Source organism: Roseicyclus mahoneyensis (assembly GCF_003148775.1).
GTDB lineage: Bacteria > Pseudomonadota > Alphaproteobacteria > Rhodobacterales > Rhodobacteraceae > Roseicyclus > Roseicyclus mahoneyensis.
On the sequence record NZ_QGGW01000009.1, the window covers coordinates 37,448 to 63,809 of the forward strand.

Consider the following 26,362-nt stretch of genomic DNA (forward strand, 5'->3'; position numbering starts at 1 on the left):
ACCCGCGGGTCAGGCCCGGTGTAGCGACCTTGGACTGGTTCGGAAATCATGCTGCCCCTCCCGGTGGTGCTCAGTCTCAGATTAGCGAGGCGCGTGGCGATTTGCCAACACCACGCCAGACCGGTCGGGCAAAGCGATCAACTCTGTGGCAGCAGCGCGATCAACCGCTCCACCTCCGGGCCCAGCACCTCCACGATCAGGGCGACGCCCGCCGCATTGGGGTGGATGCCGTCGCTTTGCATGTAGGCGACCATGGCCGCGCGCGTATCGGCCTCGGCGGCGGCATTCAGCGCATCGAAAAAGCTGCCCGCGTGCAGCACGCCGTAAGCCTCCGCCAGTTCCGGATACATCGCGTCGAAGGCCTGCTTGAATTCGGGCCCGTAATTGCCCGGCGCCTCCATCCCCACCAACAGCACCGCGACCCCCGCCGCCTCCGCTGCCTGCAGGATGCCCTCTAGATTCGCGCGGCTCGCCTCCGGCGGGATGGCGCGCAGCAGATCGTTGCCGCCCAAGGCCACGATCATCGCGTCCACCTCCGGCGTCAGCGTCCAGCCCACGCGCGCCAGCCCCCCCGCCGTGGTGTCACCCGACACGCCTGCATTCACGACCGCCACATCATGGCCCCGCGCCCGCAGCCAATCGTGCAACTGCACGGTGAACCCGTCTTCCTGCAAAAGCCCGTAACCCTGCGTCAGGCTGTCGCCCAATGCCGCGATCGTGATCTCCTGCGCCGCTGCGGGCGCGGCACAGCCCAGCACCAGCGCAATCACCTTGCCCATGCGGGCCACGGCCCCATATGCCAGACACACAAGTAAACCGAGGCGTTCAGTCATGTCCGATCCCGTCCTGTCCCCAGTCCTGTCGCTGGCCGACACCCGCCTGTCGCTCGATGGCAACGCGGGGCGCGTCGATATCCTGCATGGCATCACGCTGCGTGTGGAAAAAGGGGAAACCGTCGCGCTGACGGGGCCATCGGGGTCGGGCAAGTCGTCTCTCCTCATGCTCATGGGCGGGCTGGAACGCGCCACCGGCGGCAGCGTGCACGCCCTTGGCCGCGACCTGACCGCGATGAACGAGGATCAGCTGGCCCGCTTTCGCAGGGACAATATGGGGGTGGTGTTCCAATCCTTCCACCTGATCCCGACGATGACCGCGCTGGAAAACGTGGCCACGCCGCTGGAACTGGCAGGCCACGCCGACGCCTTCGAGCGGGCCGAGGCCGAACTGGCCGCCGTGGGGCTGGCGTCGCGCGCGCATCACTACCCCAGTCAGATGTCGGGCGGCGAACAGCAGCGCGTGGCACTGGCCCGCGCCGCCGCACCGCGCCCGGCGATCCTGCTGGCCGATGAACCCACCGGCAACCTCGATGGCGCGAACGGTCAGGCGATCATGGACATGCTGTTCGGCCTGCGCGACCGCCACGGCGCGACGCTGGTGCTCGTCACCCACGCGCCCGAACTTGCCTCCCGCTGCGACCGCGAAATCCGCCTGCGCGATGGCCGGCTCGAAGGCGACGCCCTGCGCGCGGCAGCCGAATGACCATCGCGATCCGCATCGCAAGGCGGGAACTGCGCGGCGGGCTGAAGGGCTTTCGCATCTTTCTGGCCTGCCTTGCGCTTGGCGTGGCCGCCATCGCCGCCGTCGGCTCCGTGCGCGAGGCGATCCAGTCCGGTCTGACCCGCGAAGGCGCGGTGATCCTTGGCGGCGATGCCGAAATGTCTTTCACCTATCGCTTCGCGGACGAATCCGAACGCGCCTTCATGGACCAGACCGCCACCCGCGTCTCGGAAACCGTCGATTTCCGCTCCATGGTCGTGGTCGACCGTGATGGCGCACCGGACCGCGCACTGACACAGGTGCGCGGCGTCGATGGCACCTACCCGCTCTACGGCAGCGTGGGCCTGTCGCCCGCGATCCCGCTGGCCGATGCGCTGGCCACCACCGATCTGCCCGGCGCGGTGATGGACCAGATCCTGATCGACCGCTTGGCGCTGCAGATCGGCGACAGCTTCCGCCTCGGCACGCAGGATTTCCAACTGCGCGCCGCCTTGACCATTGAGCCCGATGGCGCCTCCGGTGGCTTCGGCCTTGGCCCGCGCACGATCGTCACGCTGGCGGGGCTTTCCGGGTCCGGCCTGCTGACCCCCGGCACGCTCTACGAATCCCAGTACCGCCTTGCGCTGCCGCCCGAAGCCGACCTTGAAGCCACCGCTACGCAAGCCCGTACCCTGTTCGAGGATACCGGCATGCGCTGGCGCGACAGCCGCAACGGCGCGCCCGGCGTGCAGGACTTCGTCGACCGCATCGGTGCCTTTCTTGTGCTGGTCGGGCTTGCCGGGTTGGCCGTGGGCGGTGTCGGCGTCTCCTCGGCAGTGCGCGCCTATCTCGACGGCAAGATCGAAACCATCGCCACGCTCAAGACGCTGGGCGCCGAAAGCCGCACGATCTTTGCCGCCTACCTGATCCAGATCGGCCTGCTCACCGGGCTGGGCCTCTCCCTCGGCCTGATCCTCGGCGCGCTTCTGCCCTTCGTCTTTGCCCCCCTGATCGCGGCACAACTGCCCGTGCCCATCGCCTTCGCGCTCTATCCCGGCCCGCTGGCAGAGGCCGCGGTTTATGGCACGCTGACGGCGCTGATCTTCACGCTCTGGCCGCTGGCCCGCACCGAACAGGTGCGCGCCGCCGCCCTGTTCCGCGACGCCGCTGGCCCGTCGCGCGGCTGGCCCCGGCCCGTTTACCTGATCGTCATTGCGGTCCTGTCGGTCGCGCTGATCGGGCTGGCCACGTGGCTCTCTGGCATCCCCCGGCTGGCGCTTGGGACGGCAGGCGGCATCGTCGGCGCCCTGCTGCTGCTGACCCTCTCTGCGCGCGGCATCCGCGCCCTGTCGCGCCGCCTTGCCCGCGCGCGCGTCTTGCGCGGCCACACCGCGCTGCGCACGGCGCTGGGTTCCGTCGGCGGGCCGGGGTCCGAGGCCACCAGCGTTGTGCTTTCCCTCGGTCTCGGCCTAGCCGTGCTAGCCTCCGTCGGCCAGATCGACAGCAACCTGCGTTCAGCGATCCAGCGCGACCTGCCGACCGTCGCGCCCTCGTATTTCTTCGTCGACATCCAGCCCGACCAGCTGCAACCCTTTCTCGACCGTGTCACCAATGACCCCGCCGTCAGCCGGGTGGAGACCGCGCCGATGCTGCGCGGCGTGATCACCCAGATCAACGGCCAGCGCGCCCGCGATGTGGCGGGCGATCACTGGGTGATCCGGGGCGACCGGGGCGTGACCTATACCACCACCGCACCGCCCGCCGATCAGATCGTTGCGGGCACATGGTGGCCCGACGATTACGCAGGGCCGCCGCTGGTGGCCTTCGCCGCCGAGGAGGCGGGCGAGATCGGCCTGAGCCTTGGTGACACGATCACCGTCAATATCCTTGGCCGCGACATCACCGCCGAAATCTCAGCCTTCCGCGAGGTGAGCTTCGAGAACGCAGGCATCGGCTTTGTGGTGACCATGTCGCAAAACGCGCTGGCGGGTGCGCCCCACACCCATATCGCCACCGTCTACGCCGAGGAAGCGGCCGAGGCCGCGATCCTGCGCGATGTGGCGGGGGCTGCCCCCAACATCACCGCGATCCGCGTGCGCGACGCGCTCGACCGCGTGGCCGATGCGCTGCGCAGCCTTGCCGCCGCCACATCCTACGGCGCGGCGGCCACTTTGGTCACGGGCTTCATCGTCCTGATCGGGGCGGCGGCAGCGGGCGAGCGTGGCCGTGTCTTCGAGGCGGCCGTGATGAAGACAATCGGCGCAAGCCGTGCGGGCATCCTGACCAGTTTCGCGCTTCGCTCCGCCATCCTTGGCGCCGCCGCGGGGATCGTGGCCATCATCGCGGGGGCGCTGGGTGGCTGGGCGGTGATGACCTTCGTGATGGACGCGCCCTATGCGTTCGAGCCGGTCTCGGCCGTGGCTATCATCGTGGGTGGCGCGATGGCCACGCTGCTCTCGGGTCTTGCCTTCGCATGGCGTCCGCTGTCGGCGCGCCCGGCGCGGGTGTTGCGCGCGCGCGACTGATGGCGGCAGCAACGATGCCCCACCCCTTGCCAAGCCGCGTCGCAAGGCGCAGGTGACCACCATGTTGCGCCCGCTTCGGTCCCTTCTGAGCCGCAAACCCGCCGTCTCCGTCAGCCCGGCGCAAACCGCGCCGGACCTGCCCCGCCCGGAGCGGACGACCTATGTGGTCGGTGACCTGCACGGCCGGTCAGACCTGCTGGAACTGATGCTGGAACTGATCGACGCCCATATCGGTGGAACCGGCAGCATCGACCCCAAGCTTGTGTTTGTCGGCGACTACATCGACCACGGCCCCGACAGCGCGGGGGTGGTGGCGCGGATGCGGGAGTTGACGCGGGATTTCCCAGAAAACGTAACCTGTCTGATGGGCAATCACGAACGCATGCTTCTCGATTTCCTTGCGGACCCGGCGCTGCGGGGGCCGCGCTGGCTGCGCGAAGGCGGCGCGGCGACGCTGCGAAGCTACCGGATTGATGCCGCTGATCTTGACCCGACAGCCCCACCCGAGGCTTGGGCCGACGCCGCAAGACGCCTTGCAAAGGCGCTTGGAGAGGATGGGCAAGACTGGCTGGATCAGCTACCGCTCAGCTGGTCGTCGGGCAATCTGTGGGTGGTGCACGCCGGTGCAGACCCCGCACGCGCGATGCCCGACCAGACCGCGCGCGTCCTGTTATGGGGCCACCCCGAGTTCGACAGCGCCCCGCGCGGCGATGACGCATGGGTCGCGCATGGCCATGTCGAACGCGACACGCCCGAGATCCATGACGGTCGGATCGGCGTCGATACCGCCGCATGGTCGACCGGACGGTTGACGGCCGTGGCCATCAAGCCCAATGGCACCCACGCCTTTTTACAGACCTGAGGCGCCTAGCCGCGCAGCTTGTCCTCGGCACCGGCCTCGATCTTGGTGCGCCACAATGGCGTGCCGTCCCGAAAGGCCGCGCGGCCGATCATGTGGGCGGCGACGGGTGCCGTCAGCAGCAGGAACAAGATCGCCGCGATGGCCCGTGTGATCGTGGCCGCATCTCCGAAATAGATGGCAACCGCCACAAGGATCAGACCTGCCCCAAGCGTGCCTGCCTTGGTCGAGGCATGCATCCGGATCAACACATCGGGCAGGCGCAAGACGCCAAGCCCCGCGACAAAGCAGAAAAACCCGCCCAGCACCACCAATCCTGCCATGATCCACTCAGCCATTGGCGTCTTCCTTGCTGTCTGGGGTCTCCATCCGGGGCGGGTCATCGCCTCTCAGGGTGCGGCGCTCGACGAACCGGGCCAGCGCGACCGTGGCAAGAAACCCGACAAGGGCCAGCACGATTGCCACGTCCACAAAGGCCGTATCCTCCGACAAGATCGCGTAGAGACCGCAAAAACTGACGATCAGAACCGTCATCATGTCGAGCGCGACGATCCGGTCGGGCAGGCTTGGCCCCAAGACCAGCCGGATGAAGGCAAAGACAACCCCCAGCATCACCAGAACAAAGGACACGTTGATCGCTGTTCCCAGAATATCCATGGCGTCTACTCCGTTGCCTCGATGACCCAACGTTCGATGCCCTCGGTGATCTGGCGACGGATCTCGTCGGGATCATCGGCGAACATGGCGTGAATGTAGAGGGTGCTGTTGTCCTCTGTCACATCAAGGCTGAGCGTGCCCGGCGTCAACGAGATCAGGTTGGTCACCAGCAAGATATCCATCTCGCGCGTCACCTTCAGCGGCACCGAGATTATGCCGGGCCGCGCCTTTTGGGTGGGCGTCAGCACGTCCCATACCACCTGAAGCGAGGACACCACCAGTTCGCGCAAGAACAGGACGATCAGCTTGGTCCACTTGGCGGCACGGCGGAAATAGCTGTCACAGCCGGGATAGAGAGACCGGGTGAGATACAGGCACACCGACCCCAGCACAAAGCCCACGGCCAATCCGCTCAGCGTGATGTTGCCGGTCAAGGCCGCCCATGCCACCGCCAACGCCATGTTAAGGACAAATATGTTGATCATGGCGCGACCTCCGTCTCGGGTGTCTCGGGCAAGGCGTCGACGCCGTCCGGAACGGGCACGTCAGGGGTGGCGAACCCGGTGCTGCCCGACAGGTCAGGAACGTCAGACGTGCCCAGAACGGCTGCCACATAGTCGGTCGGATCCAGCAACTGGGCTGCCGCGCGTTCGGCGAATTGCACGAAGGGCTCGGGGAAGAACCCGATCACGCAGGTCATCCCAGCCAACACCGCGATGGGCGTCAGAAGCGCTGCACGGTCGGTGCCTGACAATTGCGACAGCCGCGGCTCGGCCCCGTCGGGGTGCGGCTTCCAAAACGCGTTGCCCCAGATCTTGGTCATCGAATAGATCGTGAGCAGCCCCACCGCCAGCGCCACACCAGCCAGAACATAGTGCTCGGCATCGAGCGAGGCCTTGATGAGCACATATTTCGCCCAGAAGCCCGAGAGCGGTGGAAAGCCCGCCAGCGAAAAGGCCGGGATCAGGAACAACAGGCCCAGCAGGGGCGCGTGGCGATAGAGGCCCCCGATCCGATCCAGATCGGTCGACCCCGCGATTCGCTGCGCGACGCCCGCGACAAGGAAGAGGTTCGCCTTCACGATGATGTGGTGGACAAGGTAGAACACCGCCCCCACCAGCGCCAAAGGCGTGTAGAGCGCAAGACCAAGGATCATATAGCCGATCTGGCTGACGATGTGGAACGACAAGATGCGGCGGAAATCGTTCATCGCGGCCGCACCCAGAACGCCCGTCACCATGGTGAAGCCCGCCACCCACAGCAAGATCGTATGGGTATAGGCCACATCGGTGGTGAAGATCAGCGTGAAGGTCCGGATCAGCGCGTAGACGCCCACCTTGGTCAGCAGGCCCGCGAAGATCGCCGAGACCGAAAAGGCGGGCGTGTGGTAGCTCGCCGGCAGCCAGAAGAACAACGGGAACACAGCCGCCTTCACACCGAAGGCGATCATGAACATCACCGCGATGACGACCAGAAGACCGGGGTTCTCGACCCGCTGCACAGCGCCATGCAGGTCCGCCATGTTGAGTGTGCCGGTCATCCCGTAAAGAAGGCCCACACCGGCCAGAAACAGGATCGTGGAGACCAGGTTGAGGGTCACATACTTGATGCCGCCATCCAGCTGCATCTTCTGCCCGCCAAGGATCAGCAGGCCAAAAGACGAGATCAGCATCACCTCGAACCAGACGTAGAGGTTGAAGATGTCGCCGGTCAGGAAGGCACCGCAGACACCGGCCAGCAGCACCTGGAACAAGGCGTGATAGCCCAGCGCCTCCTTGCGCTGGTCGATGTCGGACAGGGCGTAGACCGCGACAGCCAACCCGGTGATGCCGGTGATGACCACCATCACCGCGCTCAGCAGGTCGGCCACCAGCGTGATGCCGAAAGGTGCCGCCCATTGGCCCATCTGGGCCGCGACCACGCCGTCATCCAGCACCTCGATCATCAGCACGATCGAGGCTGCCAGCAGGGCCGCGGACCCGATGACGGACAGCCAGCGCCCTTCGGGTCCGCGCCGGAACAAGAAGGCCAGCACGGCGGTCGCAAAGGGGATGATGATGGGGCTTGCGAGAACCCAGCTCATTTCGTGGGCTCCGCCTTGACGTCGATAGGTTCGGCCAGCCGCATCTCGTCGGAATTGAGCGTGCCAAGATTCTGGTAGGTCCGGTAGACCAGCGTGAGCGCAAAGGCGAAAAGGCCGAAGCCGATCACGATGGCCGTCAGCACCAGCGCCTGTGGCAGCGCATTGGCGACCTCGGCCAGGGGCGCATCGGCGCCTTCGACGATCAGTGGCGGCGCCTCGGGGGTCAGGCGACCCGAGACGAAGATCACGAGATTGGCCGCATTCGAGATCAAGATCAGCCCGAACAGAAACCGAAGCACGCTGCGCGCGAGCATGAGGTAGACAGAGGCCGCGACCAGCACGCCGACCATGATGGCTATCAAGATCTCCATCAGACTTCCTCCTCCAGCGCGAGCACGAGGGTCAGGATCGACCCGAAGACGACAAGGTAGACCCCGATGTCGAAGAACAGCACCGAACTGATCGGCAGGCCCTTGTCGTCGGGATCTGATGGATCGGCGCCCGCAAACCACCATTGGCCGGTGAAGAAGGCTTCGCCAAAGAAGACCGCGAAGACACCCGAGGCAAGCGCGATACCCAGCCCGATCATGGCGATGTCCTGCGGCTCGTGGCGCAGGGTGTCGCGGGTGGCCTGCGCGCCCATGGCGATGGCATGGAGCACGAAGCCCGTGGCGCCGATCAGCCCGCCGATGAAGCCACCGCCGGGCAGGTTGTGGCCCCTGAGCAGCATGAAGACCGAGAAAAGCAGCAACAGCGCCACAAGCAGTCGCGTCGCCGCGTTGAGGATGATGGAATTCATTGTGCCCGATCCTCCAGCTTGGATTCCGGCCGCTCGTAGCGGGTGCCCCGCAGCAGCGCGTATGCTGACAGCGCCGCGATCACGACGACGCCAATCTCACCGAAGGTGTCGATGGCGCGGAAATCGACAAGAATGACGTTGACGATGTTGCGCCCGTAGGCCTCGGTCCAACTTGCTGTCTCGAAGAAGTCGGTCAGTCGGCGGTCCAGCTCGCCCTGCAAGACGCCCACCATCACCATGGTGACCATGGCGCCGATGGTGACCGCCAGCGCCGCATGCACCGGCCGCCGCTTGCGGTCGCGTGCCAGACCCAGCAACGGCAGCTTGAGCATGGCAATGGCCACCAGCACGACGACCAGAACCTCGACCAGCAGTTGCGTGATCGCGACGTCGGGCGCGCTGAAGATGATGAAGATCAGCGCCACACCGATGCCCACGACGCCCAGCGCCACGATGGCGGTCATCCGGCTTGACGTGATGGCGGTCAGGACGGCGCCCGCCGTTACGAAGAGAACGACAGCCCAATGCTTGAACTGAAGCCCGGCCAGCGCGTCATTCCAGTCAACGGTGAAATCCAGCGCATCCTTGAGCCAGATCGTTGCTCCGACGCCGACGGCCAGTGTGGCGAAGACCGTGAAGATGTAACGCTGCAAGACGCCGGATTGCAGGATGTTCGTTTGCCATGCCGCCAGCGCCTTGAGCCCGTCAAGCGTCCGGTCCCATCCGGCATCGAACTTGACCGGGTTGGCCTCGATGATGCGGCCAAGCCGGTCGCGCAAGGGCCGGTGCACCGCATAAAGCAACGCGCCCGTGGCGAAGGTCACCAACGACAGGACGAAGGCCGCGTTCACTTCGCGGAACAGATACAGGTCCACGGCATAGGAATAATCGCCATAGACGGCCCATGTGCCCGGCGCGACGAGCCATGCCTCGATGGTGTCGGGGAACAGGCCGAAACCAAGCGACAGGCAGCCGAGGATCAGCGGTCCGATCCACATCGCCCATGGCCCCTCATGCGGGGCCTGAGGTGTGTTCGACAGCTTGCCGGTGAAGGGTCTCAGCACCGAGATGCCGGCCGCGACGAACATCAGCACCGAAGCGGCAAAGATCGTTCCGGTGACCCAGATCATGCCGCGATCGAGATCGAGACCCGCCTTGTAGAGAAACTCCTTGCCGATGAATCCCACCAGCGGCGGTATGCCCGCCATCGACAGGCCCGCGATGGCACCGCCCAGAAAGGTCAGCGGCATCTTGCGGCCAAGCCCGCGCAACTGGTCCACCTCGCGCGTGCCGGTCTCGTGATCGACGATGCCGATCATCAAGAACAGCGCCGCCTTGTAGAGCGAATGGACGACCAGAAAGGTCATCATGCCGGTGATCGCGGCGGGCGTCCCCGCCCCGATGAACATCGTCAGCGCACCCAACGCCATCAGCGTCGTATAGGCCAGCACCTGCTTGATGTCGGTCTGCCTTATCGCCAGCAGGCTTGCGAAAACCGTGGTGAAGCCGCCCGCGATGACCAGCGTCCAGAACCACAGGTCGGTCGAGCCCAGCGCGGGGTTCATCCGCGCCATCAGATAGACCCCGCCCTTCACCATCGTCGCCGAGTGCAGATAGGCCGACACCGGCGTCGGTGCGGCCATCGCGTTGGGCAGCCAGAAATGGAACGGGAACTGCGCCGATTTGGTGAAGGCCCCGGCAAGGAACAGAATCACAATCGGCACATAATGCGGATGCGCCCGGATCGCGTCGCCCTGCGTCAAGATCACCGACAGCTCGAACGACCCCGCTGCCGTGCCCAGCAAGATGACGCCCGCCAGAAAGGCAAGCCCGCCGGTGCCCGTGACCAAGAGCGCCTGCAGGGCCGAGCGGCGCGATTTCGCCTCGTCCGACGAGAATCCGATCAGCAGGTAGGAAGAGATCGTCGTGATCTCCCAGAACACGAACAACGCAATCAAGTTGTCCGCCAGCACCAGCCCCAGCATGCCGATCATGAACAGCATCAGAAACAGCACGAAGCGCGGGTATTCCGGGTGGTTGCCGAGGTATTTCGTCGAATACAGCGTGACCAATGTGCCGATGCCCGAGATGAGCAACGCGAAGGTCAGGCTCAGCCCGTCGATGAGCACCGACAGGCGCACATCAAGCGATCCAACCCAGTCAAAGCCCAGCGTCACCGGCGTCCCGGCTGCCACGGGTGCGAGGAATTGCAGGAGATAGGCAAAGATCCCCGCAGGGATCGCCACCGAGATCCATCCCGCCGGCCCGCCATAGACCCGCGGCACGACTGCATCTGATTTGGCCACCTCGTTGTCCCTCTCACTTGCATCCGGCCCGGCTTGCCGGCGCCTTTTCTTTTGTCTTGGCCGGGCCGGTCAGATGACCGGGTTCAGCGTCACCGGCGACACGAAGCCGTCGGGCTTGACCGCGATCACCGCACACGACACCCGGCGCAGGATCGTCTCTGCCGTCGTGCCCATCACGAATCCCGACACCCCCGTGCGTCCGACCGTGCCCATGACGATCGCATCCACGCCACTGGCCTCGGCATGTTGGGCGATGACATCGGCCGCGATGCCCTGCTGCATGTGGATGGCGGTTTTCGGCACCTGCGGATGGTCGCTCATGCGCGCCATGACCCGGGCGCGTGCGGCCGTTTCCTCTTGCGCGATGAGGCTGTCGACTGTGCCTTTGCGCGCCTTGCCAAAGCGGCCTTGGCGCAAGGCACGTTCGCCGGGCAGGGACCATGCGTGCAGCACCTGCAGATCGGCGCCATCATGCACTGCAAGATCCGAGGCGATGCCCAGAACCTGATGGTCAAGGCTGTCGCGCGCTGGATCGTCCTGCCCGGGCGGATCGATGGTGGCCAGAACGCGGGCGAACCTCGTGTCGCCCTCGGCCATCAGCAGCCACACCGGGCAAGGACATTTTCGCAAAAGGTGCATGTCGAACCCCTTGAGGGTGCCACGCCCCTCCGCACTGAGGGTCGCGCCCTTGATCACGACATCATGCCCCTCGCGCAGCACCATGCGGATCACCTCAAGAAAGGGACTACCCTGCAGCACCGCTTCGGTCACCTCGATCCCCTGCGCGCGGGCCTTTTTTGCGAAACCGGACAGGCGCGCGCGGTGGAAGGCGATCACATCCTCCTCGATGGCAGAACCGCGTTGTCCAGTCAGCGCCGCCATCAATCGCCCGAGTTCCCCCGGCGCACCGTCGATCACGTCGACCAGAGTTAGCGCCGCCCGGCTCACCTGCGCCAGACTGACAGCGCGCGCGAGCGCGACGTCCGACAGGCTGTCGGCGGTCAGAACGGCCAGAATGGATTTCACGTGTCGCATTGCACCACCCTTCACTGTCGGCAGATAGGGACGGCACCCAGATAGGTCCAATCGAAACGAAACTGGCTTTTCATAGAAATTATCTATAAGGTGGCCAATATGCCAACGCTCCAGCAACTCCGCTATCTCGTCTTGCTGGATGAAACACTGCACTTCGGCCGCGCCGCGGATCGGGCGCATGTGACCCAGCCCACGCTCTCGGCGCAGCTTGCCGCGCTCGAGGCAAAACTCGGCCTGCAGTTGGTCGAACGCTCTCGTTCGCGGGTGCTGATGACACCCGAGGGGCACGAGATCGCCACCCGCGCGCGGCGCATCCTGCGCGAGGTCGACGAGATCGCCGAGCTTTCCAACCGCGGCCGACAACCTTTGGGCGGCACGATCCGAGTGGGCGTCGTGGCCTCGCTCGGGTCCTACTTTCTGCCCTTGGTCATTCCGGACCTGCATGCCTCGCACCCCAGTCTCAGGCTTTATGTCCGCGAGGGGGTTTCCGCAGATCTGATGACGCGGCTGGACGAGGGGACGCTGGATCTGTTGTTCATCCCCTTGCCAGTCCGCGGCAGCGAACTGGAGACCGCAAGGCTGTTTCGCGAGCCGTTGCTGGCGGTCGCGCCCAACGATCATCCGCTGGCGCAACTGGCCATTGTCCCGCGCGAGCGGTTGCGCGGGGAAACGATCTTGTCATTGGAACCGGGGCACAAGCTGCATGAACAGGTCAGCCAGATCTGCGCCGACACCGGCGCTGAGATCAGCCTCGATTACGGGGCGACCTCGCTCGACACGATCCGGCAGATGGTAGGAATGGGTCTGGGCCTGTCGCTCTTGCCGGCACTTTACGTCCGGTCCGAGGTGCAACCCAACCGTCTGGTGACGGCACGGCCGCTTTCTGGCCCGCAACCGTTTCGCACCGTCGGCATGGTCTGGCGCAGGCGCGCGCCGCGGGCTGAAGAATACGCCGAACTGGCGCAGGTCTTGCGGCGAATCCTGCGAGACACAGCACCCGAAGTGACGGTCATCGATTGAAGTGCCGGGTGCACCGCTTCGGTTGACGGCAGGGACCGAAGCGATGCACCCGATTTGGAGACCGACCAGGTCCGTGAGCGCTGGAAGGGACAACCACCAGCAAGGCCGTGTCTCCGGTCGCGGCCCGTGCGTGCCCACGTTCCGCTTCCCCGTTACCGGGCATGCTCCAGATGTAATACGGCTGTTTGATAGTTTGAAGCATGAAATATGTTGATCTCTGATTGGAAAAACCTAACTTGCCCGTCATGCCGATTTCAGTCCCCCCGATCACCCTTCGCCAGATGCGCTACCTGCTCGCTCTCGAGGAAACGCAGCATTTCCGGGAAGCAGCCGAAAGCTGTGGCATCTCGCAACCGTCCTTGTCTGTGCAGATCAAGACCCTGGAGGAGGCTTTGGGGCTGACCCTTGTCGAACGCGGTCACGGGCCGGTACGCCTGACGCTGGCGGGCCGGGAGGTGGCGCGACGCGCGCGTGAGATCCTCGACGCGACGCAAGGCATTCTGGATCTGTCGGTGACATTGAAATCGGGGCTGGGCGGCACCATCCGTCTGGGCACCTCGGTGACACTGGGGCCCTATTTAATGCCGCATGTGGTGGGCGACCTGCGCGCAACGAACCCCGATCTTCGGCTCTATATCCGCGAGGCGACGCCGCGCGACCTGCTGCGCGAGCTGCATGACGGGGTGCATGACCTGATCTTGACGCAGCTTCCGGTGTCGGGGGCCACCCTGTCGACCGCCCGGCTGTTTCGCGAACCCTTGTCCGTGGCCATGCCCAATGGCCATCCGCTGGCAGACCGCGAGATGCTGACGAACGAGGACCTGTCGGGCCAGACCATTCTGGCGCTGTCACCGGCTTATGCGCTTTATGACCTGATCTCGGCGGTCTGCGCCGAAACCGGAGCCGACCTGTCGCGTGACTATGAGGGCACGTCACTGGATGCGCTGCGGCAGATGGTGGCGATGAACATGGGCCTGACCTTCCTGCCCGCGCTCTACGTCGAAAGCGAGATCGAGGGGCGCGCGCGCGACGTGCAGATCCGCCCGTTCCGGGGACGGCGCTTTGCGCGTTCGGTCGGGCTTGTCTGGCGCACGGCGTCGGGGGCGGCCCCTGCCTATGAACGTCTGGCGGGCGCGATGCGCGACACCGCACGGCGTTTTCCGCAACTGGTGATCGAAGGGTGATCTTGCGCCATTGACGCCCCAAGGCACGGCGGCAAGACTGAGCCCATGATCGAGCGCCTGAGCCTGTCCGATGTCTGCGCCCTCGCGCAGGATTGCCTGACCCGCGCCGGGGCACCGGACGCGGTTGCGCAGGCCGTTTCCGCCGAGGTCGCCGCAGCCGAGGCCGCAGGCGAGCGCCAGCACGGCATAGAGGCCCTTTTGCGCGACATCCGCCTGATGCGCTATGGCCGGATCGAGGCCGGCGCTCGACCTCAGGTCAGCCGCCCGCGCCCCGGCCTGATGCATTGCGACGCCGGCCATGGCTTTGCTGCCGCAGCACTCGAAGGCGCGGTGGGCGCCCTGCACGATCTGGCGCGCCAGCAAGGCATCGCGCTGCTCAGGCTCGATCGGGCCAGCGATCCCGGGGCGATGATCGGCGTGTCCGGCGCGCTGGCGCGCTACGGCCTTGCCGTGCTGGCCTTTGGCGCGGTTGGGGCCGGGCGCATCGCCCACCCCGACATCGCGGCCCCGGCCACCTTGCGGCATCCGCCACGCGACGTGCTGGCCATGCTCTTGCCGCAGCCAATGGGCGGGCAACCCGCGGACGGGCCTCTCGACGGCCCGGTTTCCCATGGCGCTTGGATCGTGGCACTGGACCCCGCGGCGGCGGGCGACCGGATGCTGGCCGCCGACATCTGGTCGGTCGTGCCGGCCGCACCCCCTGCGCGCGAAATCGCCTTTTCCTCGGAACTTCTCGAACAGCTGGTGACCGCCTGATGCCCGACACGCTGCTCAAGGGGCTTACGCTGCGCGGTCTCGAGGTGTTCGAGATGCTGGCCCGCACCGGATCGGTGGCCGTGACTGCCGACCGTCTGGGCCTCAGTGCGCCGGCGGTGTCGCAGCAGATGCGCAACCTCAGCCAGACGCTGGGTGTGGACCTGATCGACCATTCGCGGCGCCCCATGGTGCTGACCCCCGCGGGGCGTCTGTTTCTTGGCCGCGCCGAGGCGGCGTTGCAGGCGCTACGCGCGGGCCAGCGCGGGCTGAACATGCTGGATCTTGCCGATCTGTCGGCGCTGTCGATGGGCGTGATCGAAGATTTCGAGAACGAGGTGACGCCGCATCTGGCAACCGATCTGGCCGACGCAATGAGCCAATGCGCCTTTCGCCTCGTGACCGGGGCCAGCCATGCGCTGCATGCCCAGATCGCGCGACGCGACCTTGACATCGCCATCTGCGCCGCGGGCCATCCTGATCCAAGCGGCAGCATGGTCCATCCACTGATCGACGACCCCTACATTCTGGCCGTGCCCAAGGGCATCGACGTATCAGGCGGTCTGGCGGGGCTGACCGGCCTGACCTTTTTGCGCCGAGACCCCGATCAGGTCATGGGCCAGCAGATCGAACGCTACCTCGCCGCTTCGGGGCTGAGCCTGCCCAACCGGTTCGAGATGGACAGCAACCAATCGATCAGCGCGCTGGTGGCGGGTGGGACCGGCTGGACCATCACCACGCCGCTGAGCCTGCTCAGGGCTGGCCGCTTCGCCGGGGCGATCGACGCCCACCCCCTGCCCGGCGCTCCGATGTCGCGGCGCATCGTGCTCTATGCGACAGAGGATTGGACGGGGCCGATTCCGGCTCAGATCGCTGGCCGCGCCCGCGACCTGATCGAGGATCATTTCGCCGCCCCGGGCCGAGCGCGCATGCCGTGGCTGGCAGATTGTTTCAGGGTCAAGACAGACGGCAGTGCCGCCGCACCAGAGGCTTGAGCGCCCCAGTCACTGCGGCCGAAGGGTTTCAAGCCGAAGCCGACGTCGAAGCTTTGGAGAGAAGGCGCTGAAATCCCTGCACAATTCTCGCTTTATGTAAAATTATTCACATTTTCTGCGCTGCACGGACAAATCCTTTTACACAAAAATCGTTGTCCCTCAGACAGATGTTCTGGATTCGTCACCGACCTGTCATCTTTCCGGTACTTTCCGCAACGGCACCCAATGGGCGTTCGCGGCGGATGTAGCGGCCGCAGCAGGTTGCGCCCCGGGGTCGGAGGGACAGAAGGACCACCCGGATCGCGCCACCAGACACAAGGCCGCAAGGTTGGGGGAGGCTGACCATCTGACATCGTCCCGGTCCGGGGCACAGGATAGCGGCGGGGCGCTGATGCGCGTCGCATGATCCTAAAGACCCGCGAAACGGTTCCGTTTCGAGGCCGCCCATCGTGTGTCCGACGTGCGCGCGCGTGCCAGTGCGCAAAAAACCTTGAGGGAGAGAGACCTTGACCACCGATACCCAGACCCATCCCAGCCTGCTGCCCGGCGCCCATGTCGACGCCGCCCTTTACGACAAGATGTATGCCGCGTCGGTCGACGACCCCGATGCGTTCTGGGGAGAGCATGGCAAGCGGATTGACTGGATCAAGCCCTACACCAAGGTCAAGAACACCTCTTTCGGTCCCGGCGCAGTGCATATCAACTGGTACGAGGACGGCACGCTGAACGTTGCCGCCAACTGTATCGACCGCCACCTTGCGACCCGCGGCGACCAGACGGCGATCATCTTCGAACCCGATGAGCCGACCGACCCGGCGCAGCACATCACATATAAAGAGCTTGCCGACCACGTCGGCCGTTTCGCCAATGTGCTCAAGGGGCTCGGCGTGAAAAAGGGTGACCGCGTCGTCATCTACCTGCCGATGATCCCCGAGGCCGCCTATGCCATGCTGGCCTGCGCACGGATCGGCGCGGTTCACTCCATTGTTTTCGCGGGCTTCTCGCCAGATGCCCTGTCAGCCCGGATCAACGGCTGTGGTGCCAAGGTGGTCATAACCTCGGACGGCGCGCCGCGCGGGGGCCGCGTGACCGAGCTCAAGGACAACGTCAACAAGGCGCTGCTCCATTGCGATGACGACGTGCAATGCCTTGTGGTCAAGCGCACCGGCGCGCAGGTCGCCTGGATCGCGGCGCGCGACCACTGGTATGACTCGCTGGCCGCTGAAGCCTCGACCGACTGCCCGCCCGAGGAAATGAACGCCGAAGATCCGCTGTTCATTCTCTACACCTCCGGCTCCACCGGCCAGCCCAAGGGCGTGGTCCACACCACCGGCGGCTATCTTGTCTACGCCTCGATGACCCACGAGATCACCTTTGACTACAAGGAGGGTGATGTCTTCTGGTGCACCGCCGACGTGGGCTGGGTGACGGGCCACAGCTATATCGTCTACGGACCGCTGGCCAATGGCGCCATCACTGTGATGTTCGAGGGCGTGCCGACCTACCCCGACGCAGGCCGGTTCTGGGCCGTGTGCGAAAAGCACAAGGTCACGCAATTCTACACCGCCCCCACCGCGATCCGCGCGCTGATGGGCAAGGGACCGGATTATGTGACGAAATACGACCTCTCCTCGCTGAAACTGCTTGGCTCGGTGGGCGAGCCGATCAACCCCGAGGCGTGGAACTGGTACAATGAGCATGTCGGCAAGGGCAAATGCCCTATCGTCGACACCTGGTGGCAGACCGAGACCGGCGGCCACATGATGACACCCCTGCCCGGCGCGCATGCGCTGAAACCGGGTGCCGCGCAAAAACCCTTCTTCGGGGTGAAGGCGCTGGTGCTGGACCCGACCACCGGACAGGTGATCGAAGGCAATGGCGTCGAGGGCGTGCTGGTTCTGGCCGACAGCTGGCCGGGACAGATGCGCACCTTGTGGGAAGATCACGAGCGGTTCGAAAAGACCTATTTCGGCGATTACGCGGGCTATTATTTCTCGGGCGACGGCTGCCGGCGCGACGATGATGGCGACTACTGGATTACCGGCCGCGTCGATGACGTGATCAACGTTTCCGGCCACCGCATGGGCACCGCCGAGGTAGAGAGCGCGCTGGTCGCCCATGAAACCGTGTCCGAGGCTGCGGTGGTGGGCTACCCGCACCCGATCAAGGGGCAAGGCATCTACTGCTACGTCACCCTGATGGCCGACGAGACCCCTTCGGAAGAGCTGAAGAAAACCCTCGCCGATTGGGTGCGGACCGAGATCGGCCCGATCGCCAAGCCCGACGTGATCCAGTGGGCGCCCGGTCTGCCCAAGACGCGGTCTGGCAAGATCATGCGCCGCATCTTGCGCAAGATCGCCGAGAACGACTTCGGCAGCCTTGGCGATACCTCGACGCTGGCCGACCCGTCGGTGGTGGACGAGCTGATCGCCAACCGGTCCAAGCAGTGAGCGCCGCCATGTCCGACTGCGCCACCAAGACCCGCCCCGTCAACCTGATCCTGCTCGGGCCGCCCGGCGCGGGCAAGGGCACTCAGGCCCGCATGCTGCAAGACGCCTTCGGCCTAGTGCAACTGTCCACGGGCGATCTTCTGCGCGGAGCGGTCGCGGCCGGCACTGAGGCCGGGCTTGCCGCCAAGGCGGTGATGGAGAGCGGGGCGCTCGTCAGTGACGAGATCGTGCTGGCCGTGCTGCGCGAACGCCTGGCCGATAGCGATGTGGCCGCGGGCATCATCCTTGACGGCTTTCCCCGCACCGCGGGTCAGGCCGCCGCACTCGACGAGTTGATGGCCGAGCGCGCGCAGCAGATCGACGCCGTCATCAGCATGGCCGTCGACGACGAGGCCATGGTGGGTCGCGTGTCGGGGCGCTACACCTGCGCCAGCTGTGGCGAAGGCTACCACGACCTGTTCAAGCAGCCGGCCACGGCTGGCGTCTGCGACAAGTGCGGCGGTACGCAGATGAAGCGCCGCGCCGATGACAATGCCGACACCGTGCGCACCCGTCTGGCGGCCTATCACGCCGACACCGCGCCGCTGATCGACTACTACGCCGCCCGCGGCACCCTGACCGAGATCGATGCGATGGCAGAGATCGGACAGGTGCGTGCGGATCTGGCCGCGATCGTGAAAAAGCTCACGACCGCCTGAAAGAATTCGCCGGAGGGGACAGACCCCCTCCGGCGATCACATGTCTGCCGGGCCACGGAGGGGCCGGCCGGCAGGAACCACTCGAAGGGAGTAAGCAATGGCCGAAAAGCCACATAACAACGCGTATTGGGCCGCGAATATCCGCCTGATCACGGTCTGCCTCGTGATCTGGGCACTTGCGTCCTACGGCTTCGCGATCCTGCTGCGTCCGCTGATCAGCGGTATTGCTGTGGGCGGCACGGATCTGGGCTTCTGGTTTGCCCAGCAGGGATCGATCCTCGTGTTTCTTGTCCTGATCTTCTTCTACGCTTGGCGCATGAACAAGATCGACAAGGAACATGGTGTGGACGAATAAGAGGGAACGGACCAGACCATGGATCAGACAACACTCAACTTCATCGTGGTGGGCGCGTCCTTTGCGCTCTACTTCGGGATCGCGATCTGGGCCCGCGCGGGTTCCACATCGGAATTCTATGCCGCTGGCCGGGGTGTGAACCCCGTCGTCAACGGCATGGCCACCGCGGCCGACTGGATGTCGGCGGCCTCCTTCATTTCGATGGCGGGTCTCATCGCCTTCGTCGGCTACAACAACTCGTCCTTCCTGATGGGCTGGACGGGCGGCTACGTGCTTATGGCCATGCTTCTGGCCCCCTACCTGCGCAAGTTCGGCAAGTATACCGTGCCGGAATTCGTCGGTGACCGCTTCTATTCCAACAGCGCCCGCGTGGTCGCCGTGATCTGCCTGATCGTGATCTCGGTGACCTATGTGATCGGCCAGATGACCGGCGCTGGCGTGGCCTTCTCGCGCTTTCTCGAGGTCAGCTCGACAGTGGGTCTGCTGACGGCATCTGCCGTGGTGTTCATCTATGCCGTTCTGGGCGGGATGAAGGGCATCACCTACACGCAGGTGGCGCAGTATGTCGTTCTGATCATCGCCTATACCATCCCGGCCGTGTTCATCTCGCTGCAACTGACCGGCAACCCGATCCCGGGTCTGGGCCTGTTCTCGAACATGTCCGAAGGTCAGGCCGGTGCGGGCACCCCGCTTCTGGTCACCCTCGACGGTCTGCTGACCGATCTGGGCTTCAACCAGTACACCACCGGCAACACGCCGTGGCTGATGGCTCTGTTCACGCTCTCGCTGATGATCGGCACCGCCGGTCTGCCGCATGTGATCATCCGCTTCTTCACCGTTCCCAAGGTGGCCGACGCCCGTTGGTCCGCCGGCTGGGCACTGGTGTTCATCGCGCTTCTGTACCTCACCGCTCCGGCCGTGGGTGCGATGGCGCGCCTGAACATCATGACCACCATGTGGCCCAATGGCGTTGAGGGTGAGCCTGTTGCCGTCGACGACCTGCCGGACTGGTTCCGCACCTGGTCGGCCACCGGCCTGCTCGGCGTGGAAGACAAGAACGGCGATGGCCTGATCCAGTACTACAACGAACGTAGCCCGGCGATGCAGGAAATGGCCGCCGAGCGTGGCTGGGAAGGCAACGAACTGGTGACCTTCAACCAGGACATCCTCGTTCTTGCCAACCCTGAAATCGCGCAGCTTCCGGGCTGGGTCATCGCGCTGATCGCCGCAGGCGGCATCGCGGCGGCACTGTCCACGGCGGCGGGCCTTCTGCTGGCCATCTCTTCGGCCATCAGCCACGACCTCATCAAATCTGTGATCAACCCCAACATCTCGGAAAAGGGCGAACTTCTGGCCGCCCGGATCTCGATGGCGGGTGCGATCGCGCTGGCGACATGGCTGGGCCTCAACCCACCGGGCTTCGCGGCCCTTGTGGTGGCGCTGGCCTTCGGTCTGGCAGCGGCCACGCTGTTCCCGACCCTGATGATGGGGATCTTCTCGAAGCGGATGAACGCAGCCGGTGCGACGGCGGGCATGCTTGCCGGTCTGATCCTCACCTGCGCCTATCTGTTCACCTACCTCGGGATCTTCTTCATCCCCGGCACCAACCTGCTGGAAAACACCGCGGCCAACTACCTGTTCGGCATCCCGCCGACCCACTTCGGCCCGATCGGTGCGCTGGCCAACTTCGCCGTGGCCTATGCCGTGTCCAGCATGACGGCAGCCCCGCCGCAGCACATCCAGGACCTCGTGGAAAGCGTTCGCATTCCGCGCGGCGCCGGTGGTGCGCTGAACAAGTAAGGCGAAAGCCGATCCCGGAGCCTGCGACACCGCGGGCTCTGGTCAATCACGCGGCGCATCCCGACCCTTCGGGGTGCGCCTTTTTCTTGGAAAGCACTGGCCATGACCGCCGACATTGCCGCCATTCTTGCCCAGACCCATCCCTATGACCTGCTGACGCCCGAGGAACGGCAGGCGCTGGCCGAACAATCCGGCATCCGAAAGGTGGCGCCGGGCGAAACGGTCTATGTCATCGGCAAGCCCGTGACCGCCCTGTGCCTGATCCTGAGCGGTCGGATCGAGATCACGGACGATGGTGGCGACCTCTTGTCGATCCTCGGCCCTCGCAATTCCTTTGGCGAACGCGGGCTTTTGCGCGACGGCATAGCACCCGTCACCGCCACAGCGACCGAGACCAGCGAGGTGCTGGCCATCCCCGCGCCGGTGTTCAAGGCGCTGGTTGCGGCCCAGCCAAGGGTGCTCAAATTCTTCGACCGCACCCGGCCCACCGCTGCGCGACGGCAAGACATCACCACGATGGCGCTGTCCGACCTGATGACGCGCGACCCGCTGACCTGTGCACCGGAGACCCCGCTGATCGAGGCGGCGCGCAAGATGCGCGACCTGCATGTGTCGTGCATCATTGCAACCGTCGATGGCGTGGCGAAGGGCATCTTGACCACCGGCGACATCACCGGCCGTGCCGTGGCAGAGGGACGCCCGACCGACACGCCCGTCAGCGCTGTGATGACCTTGGATCCCATCGCCCTGCCTCCGACTGCATTGGTGGCAGATGTGCTGCACGCGATGGTCGAACGTGGCATCACTCACATGCCCGTGGTCGAAGGCGGACTGCTGGTCGGCATCCTGACCCAGACAGACCTCACCCGGTTTCAGGCCACCTCCTCCGCTGCGCTCATCCGCGAGATCGCGGCATCACCCGACAGCGCGACGCTCGCCCGGATCGTCGCCCGCATCCCCGACCTTCTGGTGCAACTGGTCGGCGCGCAGAACCCGCATCAGACCGTGACGCGCCTGATCACCGATATCTGTGATGCCACCACGCGCCGCCTGCTCGTGCTGGCCGAGGCGAAACTGGGCCCGCCGCCAGTGCCCTACCTGTGGCTGGCTTGCGGATCGCAGGGGCGGCAGGAACAGACCGGCGTGTCCGATCAGGACAATTGCCTGATCCTCGACGATGCCGCCACGCCCCCCGATGACGCCTATTTCGCGGAACTTGCCAAATTCGTCAGCGACGGCCTCAACGAAGCGGGCTATTTCTACTGCCCCGGCGACATGATGGCGACCAACATCAAGTGGCGCCAACCGCTGCGGGTCTGGCGGCAGTATTTCCGCGGCTGGATCGCCACCCCCAATCCCGAAGCACAGATGCTCGCCTCGGTCATGTTCGACCTGCGCGCCATCGGCGGTACAACCGCGCTCTTCTCCGACCTGCAGGCCGAAACGCTGGCCGCCGCCTCGAAGAACTCGATCTTCGTCGCCCACATGGTGTCGAACTCGCTCAAGCATCAGCCGCCGCTTGGCCTTTTCAGGGGCTTTGCCACCGTGCGGTCGGGTGAGCACAAGAACACCATTGACCTCAAACACGCGGGCGTCGTGCCCGTGGTCGACCTTGGCCGCATCTACGCGCTGACCGGGCAGCTGACGCAGGCCAACACCCGCGCGCGCCTCTTGGCCGCGATCGAGGCGCGCGCCGTCTCCTCCTCGGGCGGGCGCGACCTGCTCGATGCCTATGACATGATCGCCGACACGCGGCTCGCCCATCAGGCCGCCCAGATCAAGCGCGGCGACAAGCCCGACAATTTCATGCCGCCCGCCGATCTCAGCGATTTCGAGCGCAGCCACCTGCGCGACGCCTTCGTCGTCATCAAGACCATGCAGAACGCCGCCGCTTCCGGCCGCGGCTACCTCAACTGAAAGAACCCCCAAACTCATGTTCTGGTCCCTTGTCACCGTCATTTTCGCAGGTCTCTCCGGGGCCGGCATCGGCCTTGTGCTGCGGTCTCTCACGCGCGACCGCCTGCCCAAGGGTATCATCCCGGTCTGCGCGGGCCTGACCATGATCGTGGCGACCATAGCCCTTGAATACAGCTGGGAATCCGGCGTACGGCGCACAATGGCCGGGGATCTGGTGACCGTGACCACCCGCGAGCAACAGGCCTGGTATCAGCCTTGGACCCTTGTGCGGCCATGGGTGCGCGGCTTCATCGGCTTCTCGCCGTCCGAAAACGTGGAAACCGCGCCCGGATCGGGCATACTTGCGGTGCAATTGCGCATCCAGGAGCGCTGGCAGCCGCAGATCGTCCGTCCGGCGCTGGTTGATTGTGAAAACGCCCGCTGGACCGACCTCATCGCTACCACGACCTTCACCGAAGCCGGAGAGCCCGAGGGCGCGATCTGGCGCGAAACCGGCATGGAAGATCCCATCGTCAGCGCCGTCTGCGGCGGGGAGACTGCAGGCAGCTGACACCGCAAGACCGGGCCGGGGGCGTCGCGCGGACCGCCACTGACCCACCCAGAGACCGGGGCAAGGAGGAGGCCCCCGACCGATGTTCACCCGGCTATCCCTGCGTCTGCGCATCTTTTTGTTCTTCGCCCTTCTGGCCTTGGGCGGCTCGGCCCTCGTGATTGCGGGCCTGACCATCGGCTACATCCGGCTGGGCGAGGCGCATGCGCTGAATTCCTTCGTTATGGCAGGCCTCGTCGCGGTCTTCGCCATCGGCGGTCTGACCACGTGGGTCTGGGTGCTGTTCGACGAGCATGTCGCGCGCCCCGTCGAACGGCTGGCCGCCGACCTGCGTGCCCGCGCCCATGCAGATGTGGACCAAGGCATCGACCACGCCATCGGCCGCTATCTTGGCGATCTGGCCCCCGCCGCCGATGCAATGGCCACCAACCTGACCCAGACACGCAATGCCATGGCCATGGCCGTGGGGCGGGAAACCGCGCGTCTGGCCACCGAAAAGACCCGTCTGGAAACCCTGCTGGCCGAGGTGCCCGACGGCGTCTTGTTCTGCACGCCGCATCATGCCATCGCGCTCTACAACGGTCATTGCCGCGAACTGCTGGGCGAGGCCGAGGGTCTTGGCCTTGGCCGCCCGGTCGGTGGCCTGCTGCGCATGGGCCCGATCCTGCAAGCCTATGATCGCCTCGCCGCCAAAGACACCGACGAGGGCACCGACATCCTTGTGACAACGCGCGCGGGCGCCCGCCTGCTTGAGGCGCGCTTGCGCCTGTTGCGGCTGGAGGGGCAGGAAACCGACCGCCCTGGCTATGTTCTGACGCTGCGCGATGTGACCGCCGACCTCAAGGTGCAGGCAGAGCGCGCGCATCTGCTCAACCAGTTGCTCGACGGCGTGCTGGCCCTGCTGCCTGAGCTTCCCGAGAGCCCGGCCCGGAGCCGCCTTGCCGGACTTGCCGCCACAACGGCCGCCCAAAAGGCCCGGACCGACACTGACTGGTGGCCGATGGAGGCGCTGTCGGCCCCGGATCTGGGCGCGGGCCTTGCCGACCGTCTTGCGCGCAAGGGCCTGACGATCACCTCCGACCTGCCCGATACGGCGCTGCGCTGCGACGGCTTCGCCATCACGCGCCTGTTCGAACGTCTCGCCCTTGACTGGACCGGCATCGGCGCGACAACCCTGACCCTGACGCTGGCCAGCCGGACCCCCGAGACCGCCATTCTCAGCCTCGAAGGTGCCGCCGCCCGGCCCGACGCGGCGCTGGATTGGCTGGCCGCACCCTTGTCGCCCGGCATGGTCGGATTCACCGGGGCCGATGTGCTGCTCAGCCACGGCACCACCCTCACGGTCGAACCCGCAGGGCCCGGTCGCCACGCCCTGCGGCTTAGCCTGCCGCGCGCGAACCCCCGCGCCACCGGGCCGGCACGCGTGGTGATGTATGATTTCGACCTGCTGAACGCGGCCATTCCCGAAAACCTCGCGGCGACCGCACTGAAATCGCTCAGCTTCGTGATCTTCGACACCGAGACAACCGGGCTGAACCCGCAGGTCGACGAGGTCTGCCAGATCGCGGCCGTGCGTGTGGTCAACGGCAAGATCGTCCCGGGCGAACGTTTCGACATGCTGGTCAATCCCGGTCGCACGATCCCGGCCGGCTCCACCGCCGTCCACCACATCACAAACGAGATGGTGGCCGATGCCCCCCCGGTGGAACAGGCGCTGGACCGCTTCCATGCCTTTGCCCAAGGTGCGGTGCTCGTCGCCCATAATGCGCCTTTCGACATGAGCTTTCTCAGGCGGCGCGAAATCCAGATCGGCAAACGCTTTGACCAGCCGATCCTCGACACGGTCCTGTGTTCTGCGATCCTCTACGGGCAGTCGGCGGAACACACGCTCGACGCGCTTTGCGCGCGGCTTCATATCGAGATCCCCGAGGCCGACCGCCACACCGCAATCGGCGACGCGCTTGCTACAGCGCAGGCCTTTCGCAAGATGATCCCGATGCTCGAAGCGGCAGACCTGCCCAATCTGGGGGCACTCATCAAGGCTTTCGACCGCCACAGCCGCCTGATCGAGCATCTGAATTGACCAAGGTGGCCGCATCGGCCAACCCTGCGCCAAAAGGACATTTGTAAGCACCATGGCCCGAACGCCGCTCTACAAGACCGCCGAGACCGAGATGATCCGCCGCATCCGTAGCGGAGATTGGGCCGTGGGCCTTCGCCTGCCCAATGAATTCGTTCTGGCCGAAGAATTCGGCGTCAGCCAAGGCACCATGCGTCGTGCGCTCATGTCGCTCGAGGGCATGGGCTATCTCGACCGCAAACCGGGACGGGGCACGCTGGTCGCCGATCAAGACAGCGTGGCCGCACCGCCGGCCCCCGCGGCCTGCCTGCGCGACATCACCGGCGAGGTGCCGGCTTTCGAGGTGTTCCGCGCCCGTGCCCTGACCCGCGGAGCCGATCCGGCCGAGGCCGATCTGTTCGGCACCAACCGCCTGTCGGTGCTGGAGCGGACCCTGCGCCGGGACGGCGCTCGCGCCGGTCTGGACAGCGTCATCATGCCCGAGGCGATCTTGCCCGCGCTAGACGAGGATGCCGCCGTGCCGCTGGAAGACCTGCTTGCAGATTCCGGGCTGACCTCAGCCGCAATCGAGGATCAGCTCAGCGCCACCGTCACCAGCATGAGCGACAGCGTGGCGCTGTCATGTGACCGCTACACAGCACTGCTGGTCCTGACACGCACCGCCCGCGACAGAATGGGCAGGCCCCTCGCGCGCCAGACAATGCGCCTGATCGCAGACGGTCTGACCTACGGCCGTTAACCCTGCATCAAGGTTAACGGC

The 26,362-nt window shown here is 65.5% G+C and carries 24 protein-coding genes; 15 read left to right on the forward strand and 9 right to left on the reverse strand.

The window, feature by feature from the left end; all coding sequences use genetic code 11:
* Positions 1-137: 137 nt before the first annotated feature.
* Complete coding sequence (locus C7455_RS15995) at positions 138-779, reverse strand: arylesterase (RefSeq protein ID WP_245904377.1); 642 nt, start codon at positions 777-779, stop codon at positions 138-140.
* A 52-nt stretch (positions 780-831) separates the two neighbouring features.
* Between C7455_RS15995 and C7455_RS16000 the strand changes: the two genes are divergently transcribed.
* The 3 genes from C7455_RS16000 to C7455_RS16010 all read left to right on the forward strand — a co-directional run bounded on the left by C7455_RS16000 (position 832) and on the right by C7455_RS16010 (position 4,923).
* Positions 832-1,539 carry an ABC transporter ATP-binding protein gene (locus C7455_RS16000; RefSeq protein WP_109669922.1) on the forward strand — a complete coding sequence of 236 codons (708 nt, stop codon included), beginning with the start codon at positions 832-834 and terminating at the stop codon, positions 1,537-1,539.
* A complete protein-coding gene (locus C7455_RS16005; protein ID WP_109669924.1) occupies positions 1,536-4,061 on the forward strand; it encodes an ABC transporter permease in 2,526 nt (841 codons plus the stop codon). The genes C7455_RS16000 and C7455_RS16005 overlap by 4 nt, the downstream gene beginning before the upstream one ends.
* A 61-nt stretch (positions 4,062-4,122) precedes the next feature.
* A complete protein-coding gene (locus tag C7455_RS16010; RefSeq protein ID WP_146200029.1) occupies positions 4,123-4,923 on the forward strand; it encodes a metallophosphoesterase family protein in 801 nt (266 codons plus the stop codon).
* 5 nt (positions 4,924-4,928) lie between these two features.
* On the opposite strand, the gene mnhG is transcribed toward C7455_RS16010, so the two are convergent.
* The 8 genes from mnhG to C7455_RS16050 all read right to left on the reverse strand — a co-directional run bounded on the left by mnhG (position 4,929) and on the right by C7455_RS16050 (position 11,800).
* Positions 4,929-5,258 carry a monovalent cation/H(+) antiporter subunit G gene (mnhG, locus tag C7455_RS16015; RefSeq protein WP_109669927.1) on the reverse strand — a complete coding sequence of 110 codons (330 nt, stop codon included), beginning with the start codon at positions 5,256-5,258 and terminating at the stop codon, positions 4,929-4,931.
* Positions 5,251-5,577, reverse strand: coding sequence for an MrpF/PhaF family protein (locus C7455_RS16020; protein WP_211315504.1), 327 nt, complete (start codon positions 5,575-5,577; stop codon positions 5,251-5,253). Before C7455_RS16020 ends, mnhG begins: the two co-directional genes overlap by 8 nt.
* Before the next feature lie 5 nt (positions 5,578-5,582).
* Positions 5,583-6,062, reverse strand: a complete 480-nt coding sequence (locus C7455_RS16025; RefSeq protein WP_245904378.1) for a Na+/H+ antiporter subunit E — start codon at positions 6,060-6,062, stop codon at positions 5,583-5,585.
* On the reverse strand, positions 6,059-7,660 hold the full coding sequence (locus C7455_RS16030) for a Na+/H+ antiporter subunit D (protein ID WP_109669929.1): 1,602 nt from the start codon (positions 7,658-7,660) through the stop codon (positions 6,059-6,061). The genes C7455_RS16025 and C7455_RS16030 overlap by 4 nt, the downstream gene beginning before the upstream one ends.
* Positions 7,657-8,031, reverse strand: coding sequence for a Na+/H+ antiporter subunit C (locus C7455_RS16035; protein ID WP_109669931.1), 375 nt, complete (start codon positions 8,029-8,031; stop codon positions 7,657-7,659). The genes C7455_RS16030 and C7455_RS16035 overlap by 4 nt, the downstream gene beginning before the upstream one ends.
* Positions 8,031-8,459, reverse strand: coding sequence for a Na+/H+ antiporter subunit B (locus C7455_RS16040; RefSeq protein WP_109669932.1), 429 nt, complete (start codon positions 8,457-8,459; stop codon positions 8,031-8,033). Before C7455_RS16040 ends, C7455_RS16035 begins: the two co-directional genes overlap by 1 nt.
* Entirely contained in the window at positions 8,456-10,765 is a 2,310-nt protein-coding gene (locus tag C7455_RS16045; protein WP_109669934.1) for a putative monovalent cation/H+ antiporter subunit A, read from the reverse strand. Before C7455_RS16045 ends, C7455_RS16040 begins: the two co-directional genes overlap by 4 nt.
* A gap of 69 nt (positions 10,766-10,834) precedes the next feature.
* Positions 10,835-11,800, reverse strand: coding sequence for a universal stress protein (locus C7455_RS16050; RefSeq protein ID WP_170119108.1), 966 nt, complete (start codon positions 11,798-11,800; stop codon positions 10,835-10,837).
* A 99-nt stretch (positions 11,801-11,899) separates the two neighbouring features.
* Here C7455_RS16050 and C7455_RS16055 point away from each other — a divergent pair, with 99 nt between their 5' ends.
* The 12 genes from C7455_RS16055 to C7455_RS16110 all read left to right on the forward strand — a co-directional run bounded on the left by C7455_RS16055 (position 11,900) and on the right by C7455_RS16110 (position 26,341).
* Positions 11,900-12,820 (forward strand): hydrogen peroxide-inducible genes activator, encoded by a 921-nt coding sequence (locus tag C7455_RS16055; RefSeq protein WP_109669938.1) that lies wholly within the window; start codon positions 11,900-11,902, stop codon positions 12,818-12,820.
* A gap of 245 nt (positions 12,821-13,065) precedes the next feature.
* The gene (locus tag C7455_RS16060) at positions 13,066-14,004 is read left to right on the forward strand and encodes a hydrogen peroxide-inducible genes activator (protein WP_109669940.1); all 939 of its coding nucleotides are present in this window, start codon (positions 13,066-13,068) and stop codon (positions 14,002-14,004) included.
* Between the two features lie 45 nt (positions 14,005-14,049).
* Entirely contained in the window at positions 14,050-14,760 is a 711-nt protein-coding gene (locus C7455_RS16065; protein WP_109669941.1) for an Ldh family oxidoreductase, read from the forward strand.
* Positions 14,760-15,752, forward strand: a complete 993-nt coding sequence (locus C7455_RS16070; RefSeq protein WP_109669943.1) for a LysR family transcriptional regulator — start codon at positions 14,760-14,762, stop codon at positions 15,750-15,752. The genes C7455_RS16065 and C7455_RS16070 overlap by 1 nt, the downstream gene beginning before the upstream one ends.
* A 506-nt stretch (positions 15,753-16,258) precedes the next feature.
* On the forward strand, positions 16,259-18,202 hold the full coding sequence (acs, locus tag C7455_RS16075) for an acetate--CoA ligase (RefSeq protein ID WP_109669945.1): 1,944 nt from the start codon (positions 16,259-16,261) through the stop codon (positions 18,200-18,202).
* A gap of 8 nt (positions 18,203-18,210) precedes the next feature.
* A complete protein-coding gene (locus C7455_RS16080; RefSeq protein WP_109669947.1) occupies positions 18,211-18,900 on the forward strand; it encodes an adenylate kinase in 690 nt (229 codons plus the stop codon).
* A 97-nt stretch (positions 18,901-18,997) separates the two neighbouring features.
* Positions 18,998-19,255, forward strand: a complete 258-nt coding sequence (locus tag C7455_RS16085) for a DUF4212 domain-containing protein (protein ID WP_109669949.1) — start codon at positions 18,998-19,000, stop codon at positions 19,253-19,255.
* An 18-nt stretch (positions 19,256-19,273) separates the two neighbouring features.
* On the forward strand, positions 19,274-21,055 hold the full coding sequence (locus C7455_RS16090; protein WP_109669951.1) for a sodium:solute symporter family protein: 1,782 nt from the start codon (positions 19,274-19,276) through the stop codon (positions 21,053-21,055).
* Between the two features lie 102 nt (positions 21,056-21,157).
* Positions 21,158-22,972: a DUF294 nucleotidyltransferase-like domain-containing protein gene (locus C7455_RS16095; RefSeq protein ID WP_109669953.1), complete on the forward strand. Its 1,815-nt coding sequence runs from the start codon at positions 21,158-21,160 to the stop codon at positions 22,970-22,972.
* Positions 22,973-22,988: 16 nt separating this feature from the next.
* Positions 22,989-23,522 carry a hypothetical protein gene (locus tag C7455_RS16100; protein ID WP_109669955.1) on the forward strand — a complete coding sequence of 178 codons (534 nt, stop codon included), beginning with the start codon at positions 22,989-22,991 and terminating at the stop codon, positions 23,520-23,522.
* A gap of 82 nt (positions 23,523-23,604) precedes the next feature.
* Positions 23,605-25,605 (forward strand): 3'-5' exonuclease, encoded by a 2,001-nt coding sequence (locus C7455_RS16105; RefSeq protein ID WP_109669957.1) that lies wholly within the window; start codon positions 23,605-23,607, stop codon positions 25,603-25,605.
* Positions 25,606-25,657: 52 nt separating this feature from the next.
* Positions 25,658-26,341 (forward strand): GntR family transcriptional regulator, encoded by a 684-nt coding sequence (locus C7455_RS16110; RefSeq protein WP_109669959.1) that lies wholly within the window; start codon positions 25,658-25,660, stop codon positions 26,339-26,341.
* Positions 26,342-26,362 lie beyond the last annotated feature (21 nt).